The following is a 23,312-nucleotide window of genomic DNA, read 5'->3' on the forward strand; positions in this document are numbered from 1 at the left end:
TGGATTGGGACAAGAGGAATGCGGTACGGCGCTGAGCAACAGGCCTACGTCCTATTCCTTGTAGTAAACGATCTGGTGGCTGGTGGCCAGCATGGTGCCCGCTTCGTTCCAGAGCTGCACAGTCTGGTCGAAGAAACCGTTGCGGAACTCCTGCCCGCGCGCCTGGCCGAGCAGGAAGCCAGTGCCCGTGGCCTGCAGCTGCTCTGCCGTGGCATGGAAGTACACGGTGATGGACACCGTGCCCGCTGGCACCTGGCGCGCGCGGCGCAGCCACACGCGGGGGAAGAACACATCGGCCAGTGCGGTCAGTGCAACAAAGTCGAGCGGCCGGGCTGGTGTGTCGCGCATCCACAGCTGTGTGAGGCTGTGATCGCCGCTGCCATCCCACTGGCGCGGAATGGCGCCGGTGATGGGGCGCATCTCGTAGCGGTTGAGCCACTCCACGCCAAAACCCGGGGGAATGGCAGGCTGCGCTGAGGGCGCAGGGACTTCGGGCATGGGCACATCGCCCACGCTCCAGGTCTCACGGCGCACCGCCGTGACGGCCGTGGCCGTGGTGGTGACCACCTGTGCGCCGTCGGCACCGGCCTGCAGGATCGACAGCGTCCAGTGCTGGGTGGACCGGTTGGTACGCACGGGCGTCGCCTGCACGGTGAATGCGCCCGAGGTCAGCGCGCCCGCGTAGTTGACGGTGAGCGACAGCGGATCGCCCAGCCGGTCGGGGTGCTGCAGGATGGCCTGCAGCAGCGTGGCGGCGGTGATGCCACCGAACGGGCCCACCATGTTCCAGTAACCGGGGTGGGTCTGCCCTTCGTACTGACCCGTCGCGGCGGACGAGGCCGTCAGTTGCAGCGCTTCGTCCAGCGGGTGGATGGATGAAGACGAAGAAGTGGAAGCAGAGGAGGTCATGCTGCGAGTGTGCCGCGAAACGCCCCCTCAGGCCGTCGTGCCGGAGACTTCGCTGCGGGGCATTCCACCCCCGCCCAGGGCGGCCAGCGCAGCCGCAGCACGCGGCCACAGGCTCTGCTGGAACTGGTCGCGAAAGAACCCGAAATGGCCGATACGCCGCACCTGCAGATCAGCCGGCGTGATGCTCTCCACCCGGCGCTCGGTGTTGGCGTACAGGTTCACCAGGTTGTGTGTGCCGCGCAAGGTCATCAGCTCGTCGTCGGCCATCGACAAGGCGAGCACCGGGAACCGCACCGCACCGTAACTCTGCGCCACCGCTGGCCCTTCGGCGCCGACGCTGTAGGCCGGGTCCAGACACCAGCGCCGCCACTGCAGGATCACCCCCGCAGGCAGGTCGCCCACCTTCTTGAGCGTGCGCCCCGGGAAGTACCCGCACAGCCGCGTGGCCAGCGGCACCAGCACCCACCAGAAGTACGGAACGATGCGCTTGAGCTGCGGCGCGTTGTCGCGCCAGTAGCCACTGCCTGCGGCCACGCTGAGCAGGCCCGCCACCTGCTCAGGCTTCTTGAACAAGCCCGGCAACTGCGCGCCCAGGCTGTGGCCCAGCAAGTACAGCGGCAGCGACGGCAGCGCGGCCTTGGCGGCTGTGATCACCGCCTCGTAGTCCTGCGCCCAGTCAAACAGATCCGCCTTCACATCACGCATGGCGCCCTGCAGCGAGTCGCCGTGGCCCCGGTAGTCGAAGGTGGTGACCCGAAACCCCTGCTGCGCCATCCACAGCGCAAAGGCCTCGTAATACGACTGCCGCACCCCCATCGCGCCGCCGATGACAACGCTGGCGCGCTGCGCGCCCTCGGGTTCGTAGACACGCAGCGCCAAAGACACTGCCCCGTTGACCTGCAAAGTTTGCTTGTTCATGTCTGTCTCCTTGGTTCGAAACCGATCTGCGCCGGCTTGAAAAGAAAACTATCGCTGAGGGGGCAGAACCCTGGCTTCGACAAGCTTAGCCCGAACGGTTTGGGTGAGAGCAATCAAGTGTTGCCCCGCCCGTTCCCCTGCCTCACACCCCACCCTCCAGGGCGTAGCGAGCGGCTTTCAGGCTAGGCGGACGGAGCGCAGCAACCGGAACGTACTTGCGGTACGTGAGGATTGCGAGCACTGCCCAACGACGCCTGAAAGACGCGCAGTAGCCAATTACAACGCCTCGATGATGCCGGAGGCGCCTTGGCCAGTACCTACGCACATCGTGACCATGCCGTACTTCAGCTTGTGCCGACGCAGCGCATGCACCACCGTCGCCGCACGAATCGCACCGGTGGCCCCCAATGGGTGCCCCAATGCAATCGCGCCACCCATCGGATTCACGTTGGCAGGGTTCAGCCCCAGCGTGTTGATCACGGCGAGCGACTGCGCCGCAAACGCTTCGTTCAGCTCATACCAGCCGATGTCATCGCTCTTCAAGCCCGCATAACGCAGCGCCGCAGGAATCGCCTCGATGGGCCCAATGCCCATGATCTCGGGCGGCACGCCCCGCGCGGCATAGCTGACAAAGCGCGCCAGGGGCGTCAGGCCAAACTGCTTCACCGCCTTTTCGCTGGCCACGATGAGGGCACCCGCGCCATCGCTGGTCTGCGAGCTGTTGCCCGCCGTGACGCTGCCCCGTGCCGCAAACACGGGCTTGAGCTTGGCCAGGCCTTCCAGGGATGTGTCAGGGCGAGGGCCTTCGTCCAGGCTCACGGTGCGGCGCTTTTCCACCACTTCGCCGGTGGCGAGGTTGGGCGAGCGCTCCACGATCTCGATGGGGGTGATTTCGTCGCTGAACTCACCAGCCTTTTGCGCCTTGATGGCACGCAGGTGCGATTCGAGGGCGAACGCATCTTGCGCTTCGCGGCTCACCTTCCACTGCTGGGCGACCTTTTCGGCGGTCAGGCCCATGCCGTAGGCGATGCCCACGTCCTCGTCGCGGGCGAACACCTCGGCGTTGAACGAGGGCTTGTTGCCGCCCATGGGCACCAGGCTCATGGACTCGGCGCCACCGGCGATCAACACGTCGGCCTCGCCCACGCGGATGCGGTCGGCAGCCATCTGCAGCGCGGTGATGCCCGATGCGCAAAAGCGGTTCACGGTCACGCCGCCCACGGGGTGGTCGAACGCCAGACCCACGGCAATGCGGGCCATGTTCATGCCCTGCTCGCCCTCGGGGAAGGAGCAGCCGATGATGGCGTCTTCAATCGCCTTGGGGTCCAGCGTGGGCACCTGCAGCATGGCGCTCTTGATGGCGGCGACCAGCAGGTCGTCGGGGCGGGTGTTCTTGAAATATCCGCGGCCCGAGCGCCCGATGGGCGTGCGCGTGGCGGCGACGATGTAGGCGTCCTGGACTTGTTTTTGAGCCATGGTGAAACTCCTTCAATTCTTGGGGGGGCGGCTGGAAGGAACCCAGGCCCACGTAAATACACATTCGACCGGCTCCACGCCGGCTTCGTCGGTCACGGTGACTTTCACCTGCACCTCGCCCTTGTCGCTGGCCAACATGGCGGCGCGCTGCTCGGCGGTGAGCGTGGCCACAGCCTTGAGGCCGCCCGTGGCACGCTTCTTGAACGCCATGGAGAGCTCCTTGGCCAGCGGCAGGCAGTCGTCGCGCACGTTCATGCCCACGACCATGCCGGTGGCCGTTTCGGCCAGCAGGTTCATGGCCGAGGCGTGCACACCGCCGATGTGGTTCTGCACGCGGCGCTCGTTGGCCACGTGCACCTCGACACGCTCGGGCGTGAGCGACACGAACCGCACCCCGGCCGTACCGGTGAAGGGCACAGCGCGGCGCAGGATGATGTTCTGCACGAAGCCGCGCATGAAGGCGGGCGCCTCGTCCAGGCGCATCAGCGAGCGCTGGAGTTTGTTGGGGGCTTGGCTCGTCATGGTGATGCCGATCAATTGCGGACAGGCTTGCCCGTGGAGAGCATTCCGAGAATGCGCTCGTGCGTCTTGGGCTGGGCAATCAGGTGGCAGAACACCTTGCGCTCCAGCGTGAGCAGGTATTCCTCGCTCACCATCGAGCCCGCATCCACATCGCCGCCACAGACCACCTCGGCGATCATGGCGCCGATCTTGAAGTCGTAGGCGCTGATGAAGCCGCCGTCGCGCATGTTCACCAGCTGGGCCTTGATGGTGGCCAGGCCGCTGCGGCCCGCCACGGGGAACAGGCGCTTGTGCGGTGCACGCCATCCGCTCGCAGCCATGGACTTGGCTTCGTTGATGGCGACGAACAGCAGCTCGTCCTTATGGGGCACGATCACGTCGCTGTCCAGCAGGAAGCCCAGCTTGCGCGATTCGATGGCACTGGTACCCACCTTGGCCATGGCCGCGGCGGTGAAGCCTTCGGTCAGGAAAGGCAGGATGTCCTTGCTGGTCGAAGCGGCCATGTTCTCGGCCGCGCGGCGGGCGATGTAGGTCAGGCCGCCCGCGCCGGGCACCAGGCCCACGCCCACTTCGACCAGGCCGATGTAGCTTTCCATGTGCGCCACACGCTTGGCCGAATACACGGCCAGTTCGCAGCCACCGCCCAGCGCCATGCCATGGATGGCAGCCACCACCGGCACCTGGGCGTAGCGGATGCGCAGCATCAGGTTCTGCAGCTCCTGCTCGATGCTTTCCACCGCATCGGCGCCGCCGACCATGAACGCGGGCATCGTGGCTTCCAGGTCGGCCCCCACGCTGAAAGGCGCGTCGCCGGACCAGATGACCATGCCCTGGTACTCAGACTCGGCCAGTTCCAGCGCTTCCATCAGCGCTTCCATCACCTCGGGGCTGATGGCGTGCATCTTGTTCTTGATGCTGGCGATAAGCACTTGGCCATCGAGCGTCCAGGTGCGCAGGGCTTTCGATTCCGCAATGGTGGTGCCAGCGGTGCGCCAGTCGGGCAGGCTGGTCTCGCCCAGCAGGGCCTCGGGGAAGATTTGGCGCTCGTACACGGGCAGCTGGCGGCGGGGCACAAACTTGTTCTGCGATGCACTCCACGAACCTTGCGCGGTGTGCACGCCACCGGCGTCGGCCACGGGGCCCTTGAAGACCCACTCGGGCAGCGGTGCCTTGCACAGCGCTTTGCCAGCGTCGATGTCTTCCTGGATCATCTTCGCCACTTCCAGCCAGCCTGCTTCCTGCCACAGCTCGAAGGGGCCCTGCTTCATGCCGAAGCCCCAGCGCATGGCCTGGTCCACGTCGCGGGCGTTGTCGGCGATGGTGCCCAGGTGCACGGCAGCGTAGTGGAAGCTGTTGCGCAGGATGGCCCAGAGGAACTGGCCGGGCGCACCTTCGGCGTTGCGCAGCAGGCGCAGGCGTTCGGCCGCAGGCTTCTTGAGCATGCGCGCATACACCTCGTCGGCCTTCTGGCCTGCGGGCACGTACTCTTCGCTTTCCAGCTCGAAGCGCATCACGTCGCGGCCGACCTTCTTGAAGAAACCGGCCTTGGTCTTCTGGCCCAGATTGCCCAGCTCCAGCAGCTTCTTCAGCACGGCGGGCGTGCCAAAGCTTTCGTAGAAGGGGTCGGTCTCGATGCTCAGGTTGTCCTGCAGCGTCTTGATCACGTGGGCCATGGTGTCCAGGCCCACCACGTCAGCGGTGCGGAAGGTGCCGCTCGATGCGCGGCCCAGCTTCTTGCCTGTGAGGTCGTCCACCACGTCATAGGTCAGGCCAAAGTTCTCGACTTCCTTCATCGTGGCCAGCATGCCGGCGATGCCGACGCGGTTGGCCACGAAGTTGGGGGTATCGTGCGCGCGCACCACGCCCTTGCCCAGGCCGCTGGTGACGAAGGCTTCGAGCTGGTCCAGCACTTCAGGCTGGGTGGTGGGCGTGTTGATCAGCTCCACCAGCGTCATGTAGCGCGGGGGGTTGAAGAAGTGGATGCCGCAGAAGCGCGGCTTGATGCTCTCGGGCAGCACTTCGGACAGCTTGGTGATCGACAGGCCCGAGGTGTTGGACGCCAGAATGGCGTGCTTGGCCACATGGGGCGCGATCTTGGTGTACAGGTCGAGCTTCCAGTCCATGCGCTCGGCAATGGCCTCGATCACGAGGTCGCATTCCTTGAGCAGGTGCATGTGCTCTTCGTAGTTGGCCTGCTGGATCAGCGCCGCGTCGTCGGCCACACCCAGGGGCGAGGGCTTGAGCTTCTTCAGGCCTTCGACGGCCTTGATGACGATGCCGTTCTTGGGGCCTTCCTTGGCAGGCAGATCGAACAGCACCACGGGCACCTTCACGTTGACGAGGTGGGCGGCGATCTGCGCGCCCATCACGCCTGCGCCGAGCACGGCGACTTTCTTCACTTGGAATCGGGACATGGGTTAGGTTCCTGGTTGGGGCGTTGCGCAACACCGCATGGCGCGCGCAAGGCCACGGGAATGGGGTTTACTGGATGCGGATCCAGGTTTGCGTGCGGCCAAACGGGCCGATGGAGCCCCGCACTTCGAGCTTCTTGCCGCCTTCGACGGGGGTCATGCGCAGGGTGTAGTTGCGGCCGTTCTCGGGGTCGAGAATCTTGCCGCCCTCCCACACCTCTTTGCCGTCAGCCTTCTTGGCGCCACGGATGATCTCCAGGCCCAGGATGGGCTTGCCCTTGCGGTCATCCGAGCATTCGTCGCAGACCTCGTCGGGCTTGGCGTCCTTGGACAGGCGCTTTTCCAGCGCACCGTTCAGCACGCCGCCGCCGATGTCGCGGATGCGGATTTCGGCCTTGGCCTCGCCGGTCTTGTCGTCGATGTTGCGCCACAGGCCTTCGGGCGTCGCCTGCGCCCAGACGGGCGCCGCAGACGCTACAAAAACAATAGCTGCTACCGCTTGATACATAGGCGCTCCGTGCCAAAAAAGCTTGAAATCCGCAGATCTACCGATCAGGCCAGGGCCAGATCGGTATCCATCAGCACCTTGCTGCCAGCACGGGCCGTGCGCATCAGCGTGACGGTCTCGGGGAACAGCTTGGCGAAGTAGAAGCGGGCCGTCTGCAGCTTGGCGCCGTAGAACGGGTCGGTGTTGCCAGCGGCGATCTCGCGCAGGGCCACCTGGGCCATGCGGGCGAACAGGTAGCCGAACACCAGGTGACCGGCCACGCGCAGGTAGTCCACGGCGGCTGCGCCCACTTCGTCGGGGTTCTGCATGCCCTTGAAGCCGATCTCGGTGGTGAACTTGGTCATCTGGTCACCCAGCATGGCCACCGGGTTGATGAACTCGGCCATCTTCTCGTTCACGCCTTCTTCTTCCACCAGCTTGCCGATCAGCTTGCCCAGCTTCTTGAGCGTGGCGCCGTTGTTGCCCAGGATCTTGCGGCCCAGCAGGTCCAGCGACTGCACGGTGTTCGTGCCTTCGTAGATCATGTTGATGCGGTTGTCGCGCACGTACTGCTCCATGCCCCATTCCTTGATGAAGCCGTGGCCGCCGAAGACCTGCATGCAGGCGTTGGTGGAGATGTGGCCGTTGTCGGTGATGAAGGCCTTCACGATGGGGGTGAGCAGCGCCACCATCTCTTCGGATTCGGCACGCACCTTTTCATCGGGGTGGCTGTGCACCTTGTCCAGCAGCAGCGTGCAGAAGATCTGCAGCGCGCGGCCGCCTTCGGCGTAGGCCTTGGCGGTGAGCAGCATCTTGCGCACGTCGGGGTGCACGATGATGGGGTCGGCGTCCTTGTCCTTGGCCTTCACGCCCGACAGGCTGCGCATCTGGATGCGGTCCTTGGCGTAAGCCAGCGCATTTTGGTACGCCACTTCGGTCAGGCCCAGCGACTGGTTGCCCACGCCCAGGCGGGCGGCGTTCATCATGACGAACATGGCAGCCAGGCCCTTGTTGGGCTGGCCCACCATGGTGCCGATGGCGCCGTCGATGGCGATCTGCGCGGTTGCGTTGCCGTGGATGCCCATCTTGTGCTCCAGGCCCGTGCAGAAGATGGGGTTGCGCTCGCCCAGCGAACCGTCGGCCTTGATGTTGAACTTGGGCACCACAAACAGGCTGATGCCCTTGCTGCCCTTGGGCGCGTCGGGGAGGCGGGCCAGCACCAGGTGCACGATGTTGGCGGCCATGTCATGTTCACCCGCGCTGATGAAGATCTTGTTGCCGGTGATCTTGTAGGTGCCGTCGGCCTGGGGTTCGGCCTTGGTGCGCAGCAGGCCCAGGTCGGTGCCGCAGTGGGGTTCGGTCAGGCACATGGTGCCGGTCCACTCGCCGCTGGTCAGCTTGGGCAGGTAGATCTTCTTTTGCTCTTCGGTGCCGTGGGCGTGCAGGGCTTCGTACGCGCCGTGCGACAGGCCGGGGTACATGGTCCAGGCCTGGTTGGCCGAGTTCATCATCTCGTACAGGCACTGGTTCAGCACAAAAGGCAGGCCCTGGCCGCCGTAGGCAGGGTCGCACGACAGTGCCGCCCAGCCACCTTCGACGTACTTGGCATAGGCGTCCTTGAAGCCCGTGGGGGTCTTCACTTCGTGGGTGGCCTTGTTGAGCACGCAGCCTTCGGTGTCGCCGCTGATGTTCAGCGGGAAGGTCACTTCGGCAGTGAACTTGCCGGCTTCTTCGAGCACGGCGTTGATGGTGTCCACATCCACCTCGGCGTGGGGCGGCATGGCCTTGAATTCATCGCTGACCTTGAGCACTTCGTGCATGACGAATTGCATGTCGCGCAGGGGCGGCGTGTACATAGGCATGGGGTTTACTCCTTGGAGGTGGTGGTTTGGTTGGAAACTTTGCGGCGTTTGGCAGCAGCAGCAACGGGTGCTGCTTCTGCGCTGGCGCCTGGTTGTGTGGCGCTGTAGCGCGCCAGGATGTTGTGAAAGCCCTGCACCGCCCGGGCCATGGAGCCCGGGGTCTGCAGGAACCGCGCTTCGTAGTGCAGCGCGAGGATGAGGCCGTGGATCTCGAACAGCATCTGCTCGGCATTGGTGTCTGCGCGCAGCTCTTCCAACACCTTGCACTGCTCGATGGCACGGCGCATGGCAGCGTGCCAGGTCAGCACCGAGCTGGCCAGCGCATCGCGCACGGGGCCGGTGCGGTCATCAAATTCGACGGCGCCGCTGATGTAGATACAACCTGAGTCGATTTCGATGGAGGTGCGCTTCATCCAGTTGTCGAACAGCGCCGACAAACGCGCCACGCCGCGCGGGGCGGACATGGCGGGGTAGAACACTTCCTGCTCGAAGCGGGTGTGGTATTCGCGGATGACGGAGATCTGCAGCTCTTCGCGCGAGCCAAAATGGGCAAACACGCCCGACTTGCTCATGCCCGTGACATCGGCCAACGCGCCAATCGACAGGCCTTCAAGCCCGATGTGCGTGGCCAGGCCCAGCGCCGCCTCGACGATGGCCGCCTTGGTTTGCTGGCCCTTTTGCAGGGCGCGGCCCGTGCTGCTGCGCGCGCGCGGGCTGCGGCTGGCTTGGCTGGATTCTGAGGTGGCGGGCATGCTGACAAATAAAAACGAACGTTCGTTCTATTCTGCAGCAATTTCAGGGCATGGCCAAAACCCCTGGAAAAAATAGGGAGGGCCACCCAAACGCGCGTTGCGGCGGTACCACCGCGCGGCAGGCCACCCTGCCCTGCCCCCTCTGCCTCAGCCCGCAGCGGCGGGCGTGGGCAAAAAGTGCTCTACAAGATCAGCGCCAGGCTGGCATCCAGGTGTTCCGACGGCAGGCGCTTGAACCCCGAGCGCGCATACCGCTGCAGCCGCCCCAGCGCAAACGCCGTGAGCACGCTGGCCGCCACCTGCGCATCCACCGTAGGCGTGGCCGATGCCGCCGTGGCCGGGCGCAGGCACTGGCGCAGCGTGGATTCGATGCGGTCAAAAAACTGGTTCATGCGCTGCTGCAGACGCTCGTGCTCAAACACCAGGGCGTCGCCCACCATCACGCGCACCATGCCGGGGTTGCGCTCGCCAAACTGCAGCAGCAGCGCCACGATGCGCGCCGCCTGCCGGGCGCCCACCTCGGCCGACTGCGCCGGGTCGGGCACCCCGCCCCCGGTATCGCGGCCGGTGATCTGCGCCACCAGGGTGAACACGGTCTGCTCGATGAAGTCGATCAGACCCTCAAACATCTGCGCCTTGCTCGCGAAATGGCGATACAGCGCCGCCTCGCTCACCGACAGGCGCGCGGCCAGTGCGGCGGTGGTGATGCGCTCGGCACCCGGCTGCTCCAGCATGGCCGCCAGCGCCTGCAGGATCTGCACGCGGCGCTCGCCCGGCTTGGGCCGCTTGCGTGCGACGGGGGCATCCCCTGCGTCGTCGGTGGACGCGGGCTCGGGCTGGGGCGAGAGTTCGGACATGCGGGACAGGGGCTCCGGTAAGGCCTGGCGCCCACCACCTGCCAGCAAGGCATGCGCAGGGGCGACGGGGCAGGAAGAATCGTCACGGCTGGTGCAGTCACTGGCAATGGAAGGCAGGCCACCAGCGCCAGGGGAGCACTGTCGCCCCACCTGTTTGCACAAGTCAATCGTGTATGGAAATGATTCTCGCACAGCCCTCCGGGGCCCGGCGGCCCCGGCTTGCCAGGGCGGGCTACAGGGGGAACACGACCGTCACCAGCAGCCCGCGCCCCTGTGGGCCAGCGCCCAGCGTGAGCGCCGCCCGGTGCACGCGCGCGATCTCGTCCGCAATCGCCAGCCCCAGGCCCGTGCCCTCGCCACCCGCACCCGGCACGCGGTAGAAGCGCTGCAGCACCCGGGTGCGCTCGGCCTCGGGCACGCCGGGGCCGTCGTCCTCCACCTCGACATAGGCACGCGGCGGGCCGCCGCGGCCTTGGCGCAGTCCGCAGCGGATGGTGACGACACCGCCCGGCGGCGTGTACTTGATGGCGTTGTCCACCAGGTTGGACAGCAGCTCGCGCAGCAGCCAGCCGTGGCCGGTGACATGGACTAGCTGCACGTCCAGCCCCAGGTCCAGCCCCTTGCCGGTGGCCGCGTCCAGGAAGTTCTCCAGCAGGGATTCGCACAGGTCCTTCAGGTCCACCCGCTGTGGCGGCTGGGCATCGAGGCTGCGTGCATCGGCACGGGACAGTGCCAGCAGCTGGTGCGCCAGCTGCGAGGTGCGGCGCGTGGCGTTGCGCAGCTTCTCGATCTGATCGACTCCTAAAACAATAGCACCTTGCGCCCTGTCCTCGCGCGCAAACGGCATTTTTCGATCGAAATCCGGGAACGAAACCTGCGGTGGAGCCGCCGCCTTGGCCATCATGGCCCAGGCTTCGACCTGCGCCTGCAGCCCCGCCAGCGGCGTGCGCAACTGGTGGGCCGCATCAGCCACAAACCGGCGCTGCCCTTCGGCCTGGGCATTGACCAGGGCAAACAGGCGGTTGAGCGAATGCACCAGCGGACGCACCTCGTCGGGCGAGGCGGCCTCGTCGATGGGGCTCAGGTCGCGCGGCGAGCGGCGCTCCACCGCCTCGGCCAGACCCACCAGAGGCTTGAACGCCTGTCGCACCGCCCAGTGGATCGCAAAACCCGCCGCCAGCAGCAGCACCAGGTTGGGCAACAGCACCCTGAGCAGCAGTTGCTGGGCCCATTTCTGGCGCGGGTCGGAGCCATCGGCCAATGCCACCACCAGCTCGCCCGCGCCCGTGCGGCCGCGCTGCACGGCCACCCGGTAGGTCACACCGCCAAACTCCACGCTGTGGAACTCAGGGGCCTGCGTGGTAGGAACCGCCCCATGCACCCAGCTGTCCCCCAGCAGCAGCCGCCCTGAGGTGTCGCGCACGCTGTAAGCAGAAAACCCGACGTTCTGGCGCAGGAACTCCTCGATTGGCGGCGCGAGCAGCAGCAAGGGCGAAGCGTTGTCGCGGATGGGTGGCGCCAGCACCGAATCGGCCAGCGCGGGCAGCAGGCGCACCAGGCGCTGGTCGTGCTGGACGGCGGCCTCGTCGGCCGAGCGGTAGTCCAGCCAGACACCCACCAGCGCCAGTGCACACAGCGGCAGCACCAGCATCAGCAGCAGGCGGGTCCGCAGGTCGGACGTCATGGCGCGCAAACCGGGCCGCTTGGGGGAAGGGTTCCGAAGCAGCATGGCGGGCGCAGGAGAAGAGGAAAGAGACCGGGGCCGCTGCCCCGTCAAGGGTTCTGGAGTTCGAGCCGGTAGCCGAACCCCCGGATCGACCGCAGCGCCACACCGTGGGGTTCCAGCTTGCCGCGCAGGCGGGAGACATAGACCTCGACCGCGTTGGGCGTGATCTCCTTGTCCCAGCCCGTCAGCGCCTGCAGGAGTTTGTCTTTGCTGGCGGGTTTGGGGGCGTTGATGAGCAGGTACTCCAGCACCGTCCACTCACGCGGCCCCAGCTCGATCACCTGCTCGCCCGCATCGCTGCGGATGCTTGCGCGGCGACCGGCGGTGTCCAGCTCCAGCGGGCCGAAGCTCAGCACCGCCGTGGTGGCGGCCTGCGAGCGGCGCAGCAGGGCCCGCAGGCGCGCCAGCAACTCGGGCAGCTCGAAGGGCTTGACCATGTAGTCGTCTGCGCCCAGATCCAGCCCCTGGACCCGATCATGCAAAGCATCGCGCGCCGTGAGGATGAGCACCGGCATGGCGGGGCTCGCCATGTCCGGGCGCCGCAGGCGGCGCGTCAGCTCCAGGCCGTCCATGGCTGGCAAGCCAATGTCGATGATGGCCGCGTCGAACGACTCGGTGCGCAACACCTCTTCGGCACGCTCACCACTGCCGACCCAGTCCACGGCATAACCCGCATCGGTCAGCCCCAGCTTGATGCCGCTGGCCACCATCACATCGTCTTCGACCAAGAGCAAGCGCATGGCGGGCTGCCGAAGTATCAAAAATCAGTGCGACCGGATCATCGTGCCGTAGGCCTGCTCGGTCAGGATCTCCAGCAGCATGGCATGCGGCACCCGACCGTCGATGATGTGCACGGCGTTGACACCGGCCTTGGCGGCATCCAGCGCACCGGCAATCTTGGGCAGCATGCCGCCGGAGATCGTGCCGTCAGCGAACAGCTCATCAATGCGGCGGGCCGTCAGGTCGGTCAGCAGGTTGCCCGCCTTGTCCAGCACGCCCGGGGTGTTGGTGAGCAGCACCAGCTTCTCGGCCTTGAGCACCTCGGCCAGCTTGCTCGCCACCACGTCGGCGTTGATGTTGTAGCTCTCGTTGTTCTCACCAAAGCCGATGGGGCTGATGACGGGGATGAACGCGTCGTCCTGCAGCGCCTTCACCACGCTCGGGTCAATGGAGACGATGTCGCCCACCTGGCCGACGTCGTGTTCGATGGCGGGGTTCTTGTTGTCCACCATCTTGAGCTTCTGGGCGCGGATCATGCCGCCGTCGCGGCCGGTCAGGCCCACAGCCTTGCCACCCGCCTGGTTGATCAGGCCCACGATGTCCTGCTGCACCTCGCCCGCCAGCACCCATTCGACCACTTCCATGGTCTCGGCATCGGTCACGCGCATGCCCTGAATGAACTCGCCCTTCTTGCCCAGGCGGTTGAGCGCCGTCTCAATCTGCGGGCCGCCACCGTGCACCACCACGGGGTTCATGCCCACCAGCTTGAGCAGCACCACATCCTCGGCAAAGTCCGCCTGCAGGGCCGGGTCAGTCATGGCGTTGCCGCCGTACTTGATGACCATGGTCTTGCCATGGAACTTGCGGATGTAAGGCAGCGCCTGGGCCAGGATTTCAGCCTTGTCGCGCGGGGCAATCGAAAGAAGGTCGGTCATGGGGGCGTGCCATCCGAAAGAAGAAAAACAAACAGGGTGAAACGCAAATTGTGCCGCATTCACGGGGCGCACAGCTGTCGGGAGGTTGAAGAACGCTCCACAAACCCGGTTGCCGGGCGACCGGCAGAAACCGGTGGCTCCGGGCTGGTCAGTGGCGCAGCCAGTGCGGCACCTTGAAGCGCACGATGGCCAGATAGGCCATCACATAGCTGACCACAAACAGCCCACAGAACGCCATCAGCAGCAGCGTGTTGTTCCAGAACAGCACAGCGGGCACCACGGTCAGCAGGGTAAAACCCCACAGGTAGGGCGAAGTGCGGTTGTTGCGCATCAGCATGCGGCGCGACTCATCGTCGTGGAAAACCCCGCGCACAATGCGGCGGTAGATGAGCTGGTGAAAATGCAGGGCATCGGCCACCCCCGGCGACACCCCCCGCACCGCCTTGCGATAGATCGAGAAAATCGTCTCCCAGACGGGGTAGATCAGCAGCAGCATGGGAAACCACGGCGACACATCCGCATTGCGCTGCACCAGGGAAATGCTGGCCATGGCAATCACCACGCCCCATACATAGGCCCCGCCATCCCCCGCAAACAGCATGCCCCGCGGGTAGTTCCAGACCAGGAACCCCCCCGTCGCCGCCGCCGTGGACACCAGCAGCGCAGCCAGCGCGCGGTCCCCCACCTGCAGGGCCACATGGGCCAGCGCGAGGCAGACGATCAGGGCCACCATGCCAGCCAGGCCGTTGTAGCCATCGATGATGTTGAAGGCATGGGGCAGACCGGCAACGGCCAGCACAACAACGCACCATCCCAGCCATGGGGCTATCACCAGCCAGGAATCGAGCCACGGCCACCCTAATCGAGGCAAGGTCAAATCCAACAGAAGCACGGCCAGTGCTCCCGATGCGCCCGTGAGTGCCAGCCGATAACGCACCGACAGGCGCTGCGTCATGTCTTCAGCAATGCCGCCCAGGGCGGCTGGTAGCACCGTCACTAACCAGGCGCCCACCCATGGCCCCAGGCGCAAGGACCCCGGATCACCCCAACCAAGCGTCTGCCAGACACCAAGCCCCCAGCTCACACACATTCCCACCAGTAGCGCACCGCCCCCTATGCGTGGTACGGCACCCAGGTGGAAGCGCTGCGGCATGGCTTCACCATAGACCAGTGCGTGCTCATTCCCCCATCGTACAACGAGGCCTGCAGCCAGCGCCGCCACCAAAAAACCAACTACAGACAACCAGATCATGGAGTTCCGATAGTACCTTTGACGGGCGGGGTCGCCGTTAGCAACTGTTGCGCCTGCCTGTACACCGGCGACATCCACAACCGTAACAGGCTGCGAACATGCCAAGCGAGGTGATTGAGTCGGCGCCCGCTGGCCCGCTGGCCCGCATGAACGATCTTCACGGGCGCTCGGAGCAGCCGCCCCCCCTTCAGCCGGAGACGCAGGCAGAAATCCACATCTTCGCAGTACATAAAGTAGCGCTCATCAAACCCCCCCAAATCCCGCCACACCGAGGTGGGCAGCAGCAAGCAAGCAGCATTGACCCAGTCGACGCGCCGCTCAATGCGTCCGAGCAGCCGCCGACGAAGCAGGGTCCCAGGCGACGGGATTTCGCGTTCGCTATCCTGCACAGAGCCGTTTTCATCCACCTGGACGGGGTATGCACAAGCGGTGGCCTGCCCTGCCAGGGCATGGACCAATGGCGCAAACGGGTCTGCGTTCAGCGTCACGTCCGGGTTGAGCACACAAACAAACTCTTCCTCAGCACCGACCAATGCCTTATTGTGATTGGCGCCGAACCCCAAGGGCAATTCGTTCTGGACGATTTCCAGCGCGAACGGGAGGGATTGCGCCGCCCCCAGTAGCGGCGCAGGCTCCGGGACGTTGAGTGTGAGCACCACCCGCGATACCACCTGGGAATTGAGACGCACCAACGCTTCGAGCAGGGACTGAATTTGGTGGCCGTGCGCGTGACTGACAATGGACACGACGACCGCGGGAGGATGGCTGGGGGCAATGGGTAGCACCTGTCTATTGTCGTTCGGATGCACCCATGGTTGTAACAACATCTGGGGCAAGCCCTGGAGAGGCCGTCATAATCCCGGGATGACGCAAACAATTGAGGACTTGCACGTCTATCTACGTAGCATCCGTCCCGAAGAACGAACCTCGCTTTCCACGCTTGCCGAGATGATCCCCCAGAACTCCAGGGTCCTTGACCTGGGCTGCGGCAGCGGTGCGCTCGGCCAATACCTCGCAGAAACCCGTGCCTGTATCAGCGATGGCGTCACCTGGAGTGAAGCGGAGGCAGCCCACGCCAGGCCTCACTACCGGCAGATCCACGTTGCAGATCTGGAAACTGCTGACTTGCACACCCTGTTCGCAGGCCAGCGCTATGACGCCATCGTCTGTGCAGATGTTCTGGAGCACCTGCGGCACCCTGAGTTCGTGCTCACGGCCTGCCGCAGCATGTTGACGGTCGAAGGGAGGCTGCTCATCTCCGTCCCTAATGCTGGTTACAGCGGCCTGATCGCCGAATTGCTCAAAGGTGAATTCAGGTACCGCAAGGAAGGGCTACTGGATGAGACCCACCTGCGCTTTTTCACGCGCCGGTCGCTGGTGCGCTTCATGACGGAGCAGCGCTGGACCATCGACACACTGGAAGTCATTGAGCGACCAATCCCGGAATCGGAGTTCCAGGTGGAGTTCGACGAACTGCCCCCCTCGGTAGCCCGTTTCATTCTCTCCGGGCAGGATGCCCTGAGCTATCAATTTGTTGGGGCCGCTCGTCCAGTGGAATCTGCGGATGCCGCCGCGGTCGCCCAGGAGTCGTTTCCGGCCGCTGGAAAGGCCCACTTCTCGGCCGAGTTGTACCTGGGGCGCGATGGCCAATACCGCGAAACCGACAAGCTCACCGCGGCTGGGGTCATCGGCCAAGAGCGGCAGACAGTACGCTTTGACATTCCCCCCACTGGAGCGCCCTGCACCCAACTGCGGTTCGATCCCGCAGATCGGGCGGGCTACCTGCATCTTTACAGGATCACCCTGAAGGACGACACCCAGGGCGATGAACTGTGGAAGTGGGACGCGCAGACCAGCCAGCGATCGTTGCTGGCGACAACCCCCCACCACAACATCGTCTGGCAGGCCCCCCTGCCTGCCGCCAGCGGCGCGACCTTGCTGCTGATGTCTGGCGAAGATCCGTGGTTCGAGGTACCCATCCCTGCGGAGATTCTGAAGTCCCGCTCCCGCAGCAGCTTGGCGTTCGAGATTGAGCTGGGCTGGCCGATGTCCACGGATTACTTGGCACTTGCGGCCACGGTGCAGCCGCTGCACGATCGCATTGAACAACTGGAAAATACTGTCAGGAACACGCAAGCCCATCTGCACCAGGTGCAGACCAGCCTGACCATGGATCTGTTGACCGCCCGCAGCCGCAACGCCCTCCTGGAGGAAAGCAACCGCGCCACGACCCACCAACGGGCCACCTGGCAGCTAGAAGCCACGCGCGTGCAGAGGGACTATGACGAGCTGGCCCGACATCTGAAGAACATCGAGGCGTCCACCGTCTTTCGCGCCACCCGCCCCTTGGTACACGCAAAAATGCGCATCGACCGATTGCTAGGCCGTGCGCCCAAGAACAGCAGCGCCGCTGCCGCACCCGTCGCCCAGCCAATTCCCGCACCGGGTCATCCGGTGGACATCATTGTTCCGGTGTACCGCGGGCTCGCTGACACGCGGCTTTGTATCGAGTCGGTGCTGGCCAGTGCGTTCACCACCTCCTACCGCCTCATCGTGATCAATGATGCGAGCCCCGAGCCGGAGGTCACCGAGTGGTTGCGCGAGAAAGCCGCCCAGGACAGCCGCGTCACCCTGCTGGAAAACTCCGAAAACCTGGGTTTTGTAGGAACGGTGAACCGCGGCATGGCGCTCAGCGACACCAACGACGTGCTACTGCTCAACAGCGACACCGAAGTCGCCAACGACTGGCTGGACCGCATCCGCCGAGCCGCTTACGGCGACACCAAGGTGGCATCTGTAACCCCCTTCTCCAACAACGCCACCATCTGCAGCTATCCGCGCTTTTGTGAAGGCAACGACCTTCCCAAAGGCTATGACACCGCCCGGCTGGATGCGCTATGTGCGCAAACCAACCCGGGTGTGGTCGTGGACGTCCCCACCGGCGTGGGCTTTTGCATGTACATCCGCCGGGACTGCCTTGCCGAAATCGGCCTGTTCGACACCGAGAACTTCGGCAAAGGCTATGGCGAAGAAAACGACTTCTGCCAGCGAGCCGCCAGTGCCGGCTGGCGCAACCTGCACCTACTTGACACCTTTGTTCTCCACACCGGTGGGGTCAGTTTTGGCGACAGCAAGAGCCCCAGGGAACGAGCGGCAATGGAGACCCTGCGCCGCCTGCATCCGCGATACGAACGCGACGTAATGGCCTTCGTGCAGTCAGATCCCGCACAACCCTATCGCCTAGCCTTGGACGCTGCTCGCCTTGCCATGGCCGGGTTGCCGATCATCCTGTCGGTGATTCATGACCGTGCTGGCGGCACTTTGCGCCATGTGCGCGAGCTTGCATCGCACCTAGCGCACCAGGCTTCTTTTCTAACTCTCAAGCCCGCGCCGGGACGCAGCGTCTCCTTGCAGCTGGCAGGCAAGGACGAAGGATTTGAACTGATCTTCCGCCTTGTCGATCAATACGCGGATCTGGTAGCTGTGCTGCGCCGACTGGGCGTCCGCCACGTACATTTCCACCATTTGCTGGGCCATGACCCGGTAATCACCGACATTCCGCATCAACTCGGCGTCGCCTACGACTTCACCGCCCACGACTACTACAGCTATTGCACCCATATCAGCCTGACGGGCAAGGACAACAAGTACGTCGAAAGCTCCCGGCCGGGCGAATGCGCCTGTTGCTCCGTCTACGAAGCGGCCCCCGTGGGCCACGGCACCGTGGCAGATTGGCGCCACCGCAATCAACACCTGCTGATGGCGGCGCGCTACGTCTTCACTCCCAGCCACGATACGGCACGACGCATTTCCGCATTCGTGCCGGGCGCGCGGATGCTAGTGGTTCCGCATACCGACCTCGGCGTCGGCCCGGCAGCCAAGCTTCCGGAGCCGCCACCACCCTCAAAGCGCCCGCCCCATGCACCGCTCAAAATAGCCGTGCTGGGAGCCCTGAGCGCCATCAAAGGCGCGGACCTCCTGGAGGCCGTGGCCATGGAGTCCGCCAAGCGCAATGCGCCGGTGGAATTTCACCTTCTGGGCTACGGATACCGGCATCTGCAGAGCCAGCCGCGGGCGCGGTTGACCGTGCATGGGGCATATGATGATCAAGATCTTCCCGGGTTGCTTGAATGGCTGCAGCCCGATCTCGTGTGGTTCCCCGCACAGTGGCCCGAGACGTACAGCTACACCTTGAGTGCGGCCCTGCAGGCAGGACTGCCCGTCGTAGCCCCCAACCTGGGCGCCTTTGCAGAGCGGGTGGCGGGTCGCCCCTGGAGTTGGGTTTTGCCTTGGGACTCTACAAGCACGGAGTGGGTGGATCACTTCGTGCGGCTGCGCGAGGAACATTTCGCCACCGCACACGCCCCTGAGCCGATCCCAGCAAGCGCAGATCAAAGCCCCACCGCTTGGAGCTATGCTGGTGATTACCTAAATGACGACATTGCAGAGAAGCCGATGCCAGCCCCCGATCCGCTCGGCGCCAACGATCTGGCAGCCTTTCTGCCGCAGTCGGCCGATATCCGTAACGCGCGCTCAGGAGCCCTGGGCATGTTGGTGTATTTACGGTCTCACCCACTGCTGCGCGGAATCGCCCGCGCGATACCTGCGTCATTCCAGCGCAGAGTGAAAACTTGGCTTCTGAACTAGATTGGCTGTTGGCGCCGACCGGAATTTGAGCCACTTTTTCGGGTAGTGCCGAAGTAAAGATGAGCCAGGTGCTCAACATACTCTGCTGTTCTTTTATGTAGCGGGTTCAAGGAGTGATCACCATGGACATGATTGGCAAGATCCGGCGACTGCACGCAAAGGACAAGCTGTCGGAGCTGGAAATAGCATGTAAGACGGGGTTGTCGCGCAGCACTCTCTATCCACGTGGCTTCGCGCGCTGGTGAACGAGGCGCCCCACCAGTACACCTGCGCGAGCCACGCCCCAACAAGCTCAGTCCGTATGTAGCGGCCCTCGCGCAGGCCCTGACGGCCGACGCCAGGCGGCCTAAGAACCGAAGGCGCACGGCACTTGCACTGCATGCTGAAATCAAGGCCGTAGGCTATAGCGGTGGGTACTCGGCCATCACCAACTTCGTTCGTGCCTGGTGAATCCCCCCGGTATTCCTAGACACTTTTGAGTTGTTGGGAATGTTGCTGTTCGAACTCTACAGGTGATAGTCACGCTGCCGATGAATGACGGCGCTTTGAGTTGTAGAACATTTCAATGTAGTTGAAGACTTCAGCTCGCGCATCGTCACGGGTGTCGCAGACCCGCCTGCGGATGCGCTCGCGCTTGAGCAGTCCGAAGGAGCCCTCGGCCACTGCGTTGTCGTGGTAGTTGCCACGGCGGCTCATGCTGCTGACCAGGTTGTGGTCGTGCAGGAAGGTCTGCCACTCGTGGCCCGTGAACTAACAGCCCGGATTGGAATGAACCATGACAGGCGCATGCGGCTGGCGGCGCCATAGCGCCATCAGCAGTGCATCGAGGACCAAGCTCGTGTCAATGCGGCTGCCCATGGACCAGCCCACTACTTGGCGCGAGAACAGGTTGACTGTCTAGTTCAATCAGGGCGATTCGGGCAGCTATGCTTTTCGAATCATCCGTTGCGCAAACCGGAGGCAGGGGTGCTCGATCCAATACCACGACAGCCAGGCCAGCGGCAGCACCAGGGTGAGAGCCAACGCCATACAGACCACCAGTGGCCACCCCAGAGCAAGGCACCATTGCGTCATTGCCTGTTGGATTGGGAAGGCATAGATGTACACCCCGTAGGAGATGTCAGTACGCGTCGTGCTCGGGTTCGCAACGCCAGCCGGTTGCCCCCCAAACGCAACAGCCAACGCACCAAAGGCGATGAGAAGCCATACGGCAGCCTGCCGGGCGACCTCACTTCCTGCCCACAGCGCAACGCCGGCTGCCGCCATGGCAATGCCCACCATCCAGGGCCTGAAACGCAGCCCATAGGCCGCAAAGGTACTGCCCAAAAAGAAGGGAACGCCAAATCCGCAGAAGTCCCGCCAGCGGAAAACATCCGTCCACCCTCTGTCGCCCGCAGCCTCCAGTCTGGCGTCCCAGCCTCCAGCACGTGCCAGCAGCCACGTCGCAGCCAACGCTCCGGCCGCCAGCGGATAGACCCAACGCCTTCCGCGAAACGACCAAGCCAGCACCGCCAGCATGCTGTACATCGCCAGCTCATAACGAATCGTCCACAGTGAACCGTTGACCGTCCGAGCAAACGGATTGGACTCGAACACTCCTGGAAGCGTTTGGAGGGTGGCGAGCCCGGCCGCGTTGTTGAGCAAGGCCAACCAGGTTGTCGATGCCCCCCAGTACTGCGCACTGGGCAACGTCGTCGTCGCCCAGCCCACCACCGCTACCGAGAACGCCACAGCCACTACCAGCCCGGGAAAAATACGGGTCAGCCGCTTGATCCAGAATAACCGCCACACAGGTTCTCGCGCCCAACTCTGGCAGACGAGATAGCCGCTGACAAAGAAAAACACATACACCGCCAAAGATCCGAGACTATGGCCTGGGAACGGCACTGGCAGGTGCAAGCGATAGAGAAAGTCGCCGTGCGCGACAAAGACCGCCAGCGCGGCTGCTAGGCGCAACAGATCGAATCGGTTCGCAATGTCTCGGATTGGGGCCATCAGGCTAGCGACGACTGCTCCGCCTCTTTACGCAGCAGCAGGAACACCTCGTTGTTGCAAAGCACTTCAGGGGGGTACCGCTCCAGCAACTCGAGGGGCGGCGGCAGATCTACGCTTCGCCGCTCCTGTCTCTCCACGCTAAATCCTGCGCGCTGCACCACATCCACGAGTTCGTCAGCCGTTAGACGGTTCAGCGCTTGGTATTCCTCGAATACAAACCGCTTGTAGCCATCCACGCCAAAGTCAGCAAATCCGAAGTCAACCTCGGAGGAGTCAAGCGGGCCCTCGTGAGTTTCGATGATCCTCCACAGGTCGTCCTCGCTAGCAAGCAAATGGTGCCATGGCACGTCATCGTACCGGCGCAGATGCGAACCAAAAGGCGAATAGAACAAGGGCTCGATTTGCAGAAAAAACACGCCCCCAGGCCGCAGGCACTGGTGCAGGTCGCGCAGTATGGGGAGCAGTTGATCGCGCTTAACGTGCTCGAAAGTAGACCAGCTCATGATGCCATCCACCTGCTGATGGCGCCCCGCAAGGGGCGCGCAGGGCTCGATGGTCTCGAAGGTCAACGCCGCCGGGATGCGAGCCATGCCCAGTTGCTCACGAGCAATGCGGGGCAACTTGGCATACTCGCGGCGGATGTCCACGCCGTGAATCGAACCTGCACCATGCCGCAACACCAACGCCAGATCGGTAATACCGTCACCGCAGCCAAAGTTCAAGAGCTTGGCGGCACGCAGATCCAGCGCCCCTCCCATCCATTGATGAACCACATCTGCGGCGTACTCAAAGTGGGCCCGAAACCATTCATCCGTGATATACGCAGCATCCCACGGCGCCATCCCGAATACACGCTCCCGGGCTCGAATCATCCAGCGGTTCATGCCGCGCCCTTTCGCAGAACATAAGCATCCTGGTGATTCCAGAAATGCACAGGGGCTTCGTGCACAAGCCTATCAGCCCCCACCGTGCCTGCAATGCATGCGCGCACGAAGCCGGGCGAGGTGAATGTGGTACCGTATTCTTGGACATCGATGGCCTGCGACTCGCTGGACGCCGCAAAGAAGAAGCCTTCGTCGTCCAGAACAACATTGTCAAAGCGCGCGGCTTTGAGACCATGGGTGCTGAACACCAGCAGCCCACCCGGCGCCACAGCCCCATATAGGGCCTGCAGCCAGCGAGCCCATGTCGCTCTAGGCAGGTGGCTAAACAAAGATAGCACAAACACTAGGTCGTACTGCCCCGGCCACCGCACCGCCTCGGGCACGCTGGCCGACTGGAAACCGTCCACGCCAAAGGTAGCCCTGGCGAACTCCACCGCACCCGGCACCACATCCGACACTGCCACCCGCTCCGCTCCCACCGCCTTGACCAGATGGCGCGTGAACCGGCCGTGGCCGCTCGCGAACTCCAGCACTCTGGGCGTGCGCAGCAGAGGCTGGTCCACAGCCTCCAAAAGCAGCATCAGTTCGGAAAGGGTGCGCCAGCCGTCCGCCAGATAGTCCCGCAGCGGGTTGCGGCACGAGTGGTGATTCTGAAAAAAACCAAAGATGTCGTCCTGCGCCGAGATCGTGCAGTCCAATCCCATCACGTTGCGAAAAGAGCCGACCAGATCGTGTGCTTCTATTAGGGCATGGGCATCGAGTACCACATCGCGCTCGTCCCGCGCGCGTACCAGCACCTGCGCCGCCCCCGTACGGTCCCCTCGCGCCAGCAGTGCCCTGCCCTCCTCCAGCAGTTGAGCGCCACGGGACAGGCCCCCATCGGAAATTGCAGTCATATCGTTGTGTATAGGTTGAGAGTAGGCTAATTATCCGGGCCCACGCAGGGTGCCTTGGCAGTC

The 23,312-nt window shown here is 64.1% G+C and carries 18 protein-coding genes and 2 pseudogenes; 2 read left to right on the forward strand and 18 right to left on the reverse strand.

Annotated features, from left to right (window positions below; all coding sequences use genetic code 11):
• Positions 1–51: 51 nt before the first annotated feature.
• The 14 genes from CBY09_RS09415 to CBY09_RS09480 all read right to left on the reverse strand — a co-directional run bounded on the left by CBY09_RS09415 (position 52) and on the right by CBY09_RS09480 (position 15,654).
• On the reverse strand, positions 52–909 hold the full coding sequence (locus CBY09_RS09415; RefSeq protein WP_094288833.1) for an acyl-CoA thioesterase: 858 nt from the start codon (positions 907–909) through the stop codon (positions 52–54).
• A 27-nt stretch (positions 910–936) separates the two neighbouring features.
• Positions 937–1,827, reverse strand: coding sequence for an alpha/beta hydrolase family protein (locus CBY09_RS09420; protein ID WP_094288835.1), 891 nt, complete (start codon positions 1,825–1,827; stop codon positions 937–939).
• A gap of 276 nt (positions 1,828–2,103) precedes the next feature.
• Positions 2,104–3,303 carry an acetyl-CoA C-acyltransferase gene (locus tag CBY09_RS09425; protein WP_094288837.1) on the reverse strand — a complete coding sequence of 400 codons (1,200 nt, stop codon included), beginning with the start codon at positions 3,301–3,303 and terminating at the stop codon, positions 2,104–2,106.
• Between the two features lie 12 nt (positions 3,304–3,315).
• Positions 3,316–3,825: a DUF4442 domain-containing protein gene (locus tag CBY09_RS09430; RefSeq protein WP_094289393.1), complete on the reverse strand. Its 510-nt coding sequence runs from the start codon at positions 3,823–3,825 to the stop codon at positions 3,316–3,318.
• A gap of 11 nt (positions 3,826–3,836) precedes the next feature.
• Complete coding sequence (locus tag CBY09_RS09435; protein WP_094288839.1) at positions 3,837–6,239, reverse strand: 3-hydroxyacyl-CoA dehydrogenase/enoyl-CoA hydratase family protein; 2,403 nt, start codon at positions 6,237–6,239, stop codon at positions 3,837–3,839.
• 67 nt (positions 6,240–6,306) lie between these two features.
• Positions 6,307–6,744 carry a DUF2147 domain-containing protein gene (locus tag CBY09_RS09440; RefSeq protein WP_094288841.1) on the reverse strand — a complete coding sequence of 146 codons (438 nt, stop codon included), beginning with the start codon at positions 6,742–6,744 and terminating at the stop codon, positions 6,307–6,309.
• 44 nt (positions 6,745–6,788) lie between these two features.
• Positions 6,789–8,585 carry an acyl-CoA dehydrogenase C-terminal domain-containing protein gene (locus CBY09_RS09445; RefSeq protein WP_094288843.1) on the reverse strand — a complete coding sequence of 599 codons (1,797 nt, stop codon included), beginning with the start codon at positions 8,583–8,585 and terminating at the stop codon, positions 6,789–6,791.
• A gap of 5 nt (positions 8,586–8,590) precedes the next feature.
• Positions 8,591–9,337 carry a TetR/AcrR family transcriptional regulator gene (locus CBY09_RS09450; RefSeq protein WP_094288845.1) on the reverse strand — a complete coding sequence of 249 codons (747 nt, stop codon included), beginning with the start codon at positions 9,335–9,337 and terminating at the stop codon, positions 8,591–8,593.
• Positions 9,338–9,519: 182 nt separating this feature from the next.
• Complete coding sequence (gene slmA, locus CBY09_RS09455; RefSeq protein WP_094288847.1) at positions 9,520–10,194, reverse strand: nucleoid occlusion factor SlmA; 675 nt, start codon at positions 10,192–10,194, stop codon at positions 9,520–9,522.
• Positions 10,195–10,426: 232 nt separating this feature from the next.
• Positions 10,427–11,878, reverse strand: a complete 1,452-nt coding sequence (locus CBY09_RS09460; protein WP_094288849.1) for a sensor histidine kinase — start codon at positions 11,876–11,878, stop codon at positions 10,427–10,429.
• Between the two features lie 89 nt (positions 11,879–11,967).
• The gene (locus CBY09_RS09465; RefSeq protein ID WP_063459990.1) at positions 11,968–12,660 is read right to left on the reverse strand and encodes a response regulator transcription factor; all 693 of its coding nucleotides are present in this window, start codon (positions 12,658–12,660) and stop codon (positions 11,968–11,970) included.
• A 24-nt stretch (positions 12,661–12,684) separates the two neighbouring features.
• Positions 12,685–13,575 carry an acetylglutamate kinase gene (gene argB / locus CBY09_RS09470; protein WP_094288851.1) on the reverse strand — a complete coding sequence of 297 codons (891 nt, stop codon included), beginning with the start codon at positions 13,573–13,575 and terminating at the stop codon, positions 12,685–12,687.
• A gap of 148 nt (positions 13,576–13,723) precedes the next feature.
• Positions 13,724–14,827, reverse strand: a complete 1,104-nt coding sequence (locus CBY09_RS09475; protein ID WP_094288853.1) for an MraY family glycosyltransferase — start codon at positions 14,825–14,827, stop codon at positions 13,724–13,726.
• Positions 14,824–15,654 (reverse strand): glycosyltransferase family 2 protein, encoded by an 831-nt coding sequence (locus tag CBY09_RS09480; RefSeq protein WP_094289395.1) that lies wholly within the window; start codon positions 15,652–15,654, stop codon positions 14,824–14,826. Before CBY09_RS09480 ends, CBY09_RS09475 begins: the two co-directional genes overlap by 4 nt.
• A gap of 37 nt (positions 15,655–15,691) precedes the next feature.
• Here CBY09_RS09480 and CBY09_RS09485 point away from each other — a divergent pair, with 37 nt between their 5' ends.
• Both CBY09_RS09485 and CBY09_RS09490 read left to right on the forward strand, forming a co-directional pair.
• Entirely contained in the window at positions 15,692–19,474 is a 3,783-nt protein-coding gene (locus tag CBY09_RS09485) for a methyltransferase domain-containing protein (RefSeq protein ID WP_094288855.1), read from the forward strand.
• 122 nt (positions 19,475–19,596) lie between these two features.
• A pseudogene (locus CBY09_RS09490) lies at positions 19,597–19,921 on the forward strand (IS21 family transposase); the annotation flags it as partial.
• A 72-nt stretch (positions 19,922–19,993) separates the two neighbouring features.
• Here CBY09_RS09490 and CBY09_RS09495 read toward each other — a convergent pair.
• From CBY09_RS09495 to CBY09_RS09510, 4 genes and pseudogenes are all read right to left on the reverse strand, one after another.
• Positions 19,994–20,368: pseudogene (locus CBY09_RS09495) on the reverse strand (DDE-type integrase/transposase/recombinase); the annotation flags it as partial.
• Between the two features lie 30 nt (positions 20,369–20,398).
• On the reverse strand, positions 20,399–21,469 hold the full coding sequence (locus CBY09_RS09500; RefSeq protein ID WP_094288857.1) for an acyltransferase family protein: 1,071 nt from the start codon (positions 21,467–21,469) through the stop codon (positions 20,399–20,401).
• Entirely contained in the window at positions 21,469–22,353 is an 885-nt protein-coding gene (locus CBY09_RS09505) for a class I SAM-dependent methyltransferase (protein WP_094288859.1), read from the reverse strand. The genes CBY09_RS09500 and CBY09_RS09505 overlap by 1 nt, the downstream gene beginning before the upstream one ends.
• Positions 22,350–23,249, reverse strand: a complete 900-nt coding sequence (locus tag CBY09_RS09510) for a class I SAM-dependent methyltransferase (RefSeq protein ID WP_094288861.1) — start codon at positions 23,247–23,249, stop codon at positions 22,350–22,352. Before CBY09_RS09510 ends, CBY09_RS09505 begins: the two co-directional genes overlap by 4 nt.
• Positions 23,250–23,312 lie beyond the last annotated feature (63 nt).

The organism is Acidovorax kalamii, from assembly GCF_002245625.1.
GTDB classification, from domain to species: Bacteria; Pseudomonadota; Gammaproteobacteria; order Burkholderiales; family Burkholderiaceae_C; genus Acidovorax; species Acidovorax kalamii.

Bases quoted from the DNA above. Each gene is read 5' to 3' on its own strand.
- CBY09_RS09415 (WP_094288833.1), bottom strand. From the start codon at position 909: ATGACCTCCTCTGCTTCCACTTCTTCGTCTTCATCCATCCACCCGCTG.
- CBY09_RS09420 (WP_094288835.1), bottom strand. From the start codon at position 1,827: ATGAACAAGCAAACTTTGCAGGTCAACGGGGCAGTGTCTTTGGCGCTG.
- CBY09_RS09425 (WP_094288837.1), bottom strand. From the start codon at position 3,303: ATGGCTCAAAAACAAGTCCAGGACGCCTACATCGTCGCCGCCACGCGC.
- CBY09_RS09430 (WP_094289393.1), bottom strand. From the start codon at position 3,825: ATGACGAGCCAAGCCCCCAACAAACTCCAGCGCTCGCTGATGCGCCTG.
- CBY09_RS09435 (WP_094288839.1), bottom strand. From the start codon at position 6,239: ATGTCCCGATTCCAAGTGAAGAAAGTCGCCGTGCTCGGCGCAGGCGTG.
- CBY09_RS09440 (WP_094288841.1), bottom strand. From the start codon at position 6,744: ATGTATCAAGCGGTAGCAGCTATTGTTTTTGTAGCGTCTGCGGCGCCC.
- CBY09_RS09445 (WP_094288843.1), bottom strand. From the start codon at position 8,585: ATGCCTATGTACACGCCGCCCCTGCGCGACATGCAATTCGTCATGCAC.
- CBY09_RS09450 (WP_094288845.1), bottom strand. From the start codon at position 9,337: ATGCCCGCCACCTCAGAATCCAGCCAAGCCAGCCGCAGCCCGCGCGCG.
- slmA (WP_094288847.1), bottom strand. From the start codon at position 10,194: ATGTCCGAACTCTCGCCCCAGCCCGAGCCCGCGTCCACCGACGACGCA.
- CBY09_RS09460 (WP_094288849.1), bottom strand. From the start codon at position 11,878: ATGACGTCCGACCTGCGGACCCGCCTGCTGCTGATGCTGGTGCTGCCG.
- CBY09_RS09465 (WP_063459990.1), bottom strand. From the start codon at position 12,660: ATGCGCTTGCTCTTGGTCGAAGACGATGTGATGGTGGCCAGCGGCATC.
- argB (WP_094288851.1), bottom strand. From the start codon at position 13,575: ATGACCGACCTTCTTTCGATTGCCCCGCGCGACAAGGCTGAAATCCTG.
- CBY09_RS09475 (WP_094288853.1), bottom strand. From the start codon at position 14,827: ATGATCTGGTTGTCTGTAGTTGGTTTTTTGGTGGCGGCGCTGGCTGCA.
- CBY09_RS09480 (WP_094289395.1), bottom strand. From the start codon at position 15,654: ATGTTGTTACAACCATGGGTGCATCCGAACGACAATAGACAGGTGCTA.
- CBY09_RS09485 (WP_094288855.1), top strand. From the start codon at position 15,692: ATGACGCAAACAATTGAGGACTTGCACGTCTATCTACGTAGCATCCGT.
- CBY09_RS09500 (WP_094288857.1), bottom strand. From the start codon at position 21,469: ATGGCCCCAATCCGAGACATTGCGAACCGATTCGATCTGTTGCGCCTA.
- CBY09_RS09505 (WP_094288859.1), bottom strand. From the start codon at position 22,353: ATGAACCGCTGGATGATTCGAGCCCGGGAGCGTGTATTCGGGATGGCG.
- CBY09_RS09510 (WP_094288861.1), bottom strand. From the start codon at position 23,249: ATGACTGCAATTTCCGATGGGGGCCTGTCCCGTGGCGCTCAACTGCTG.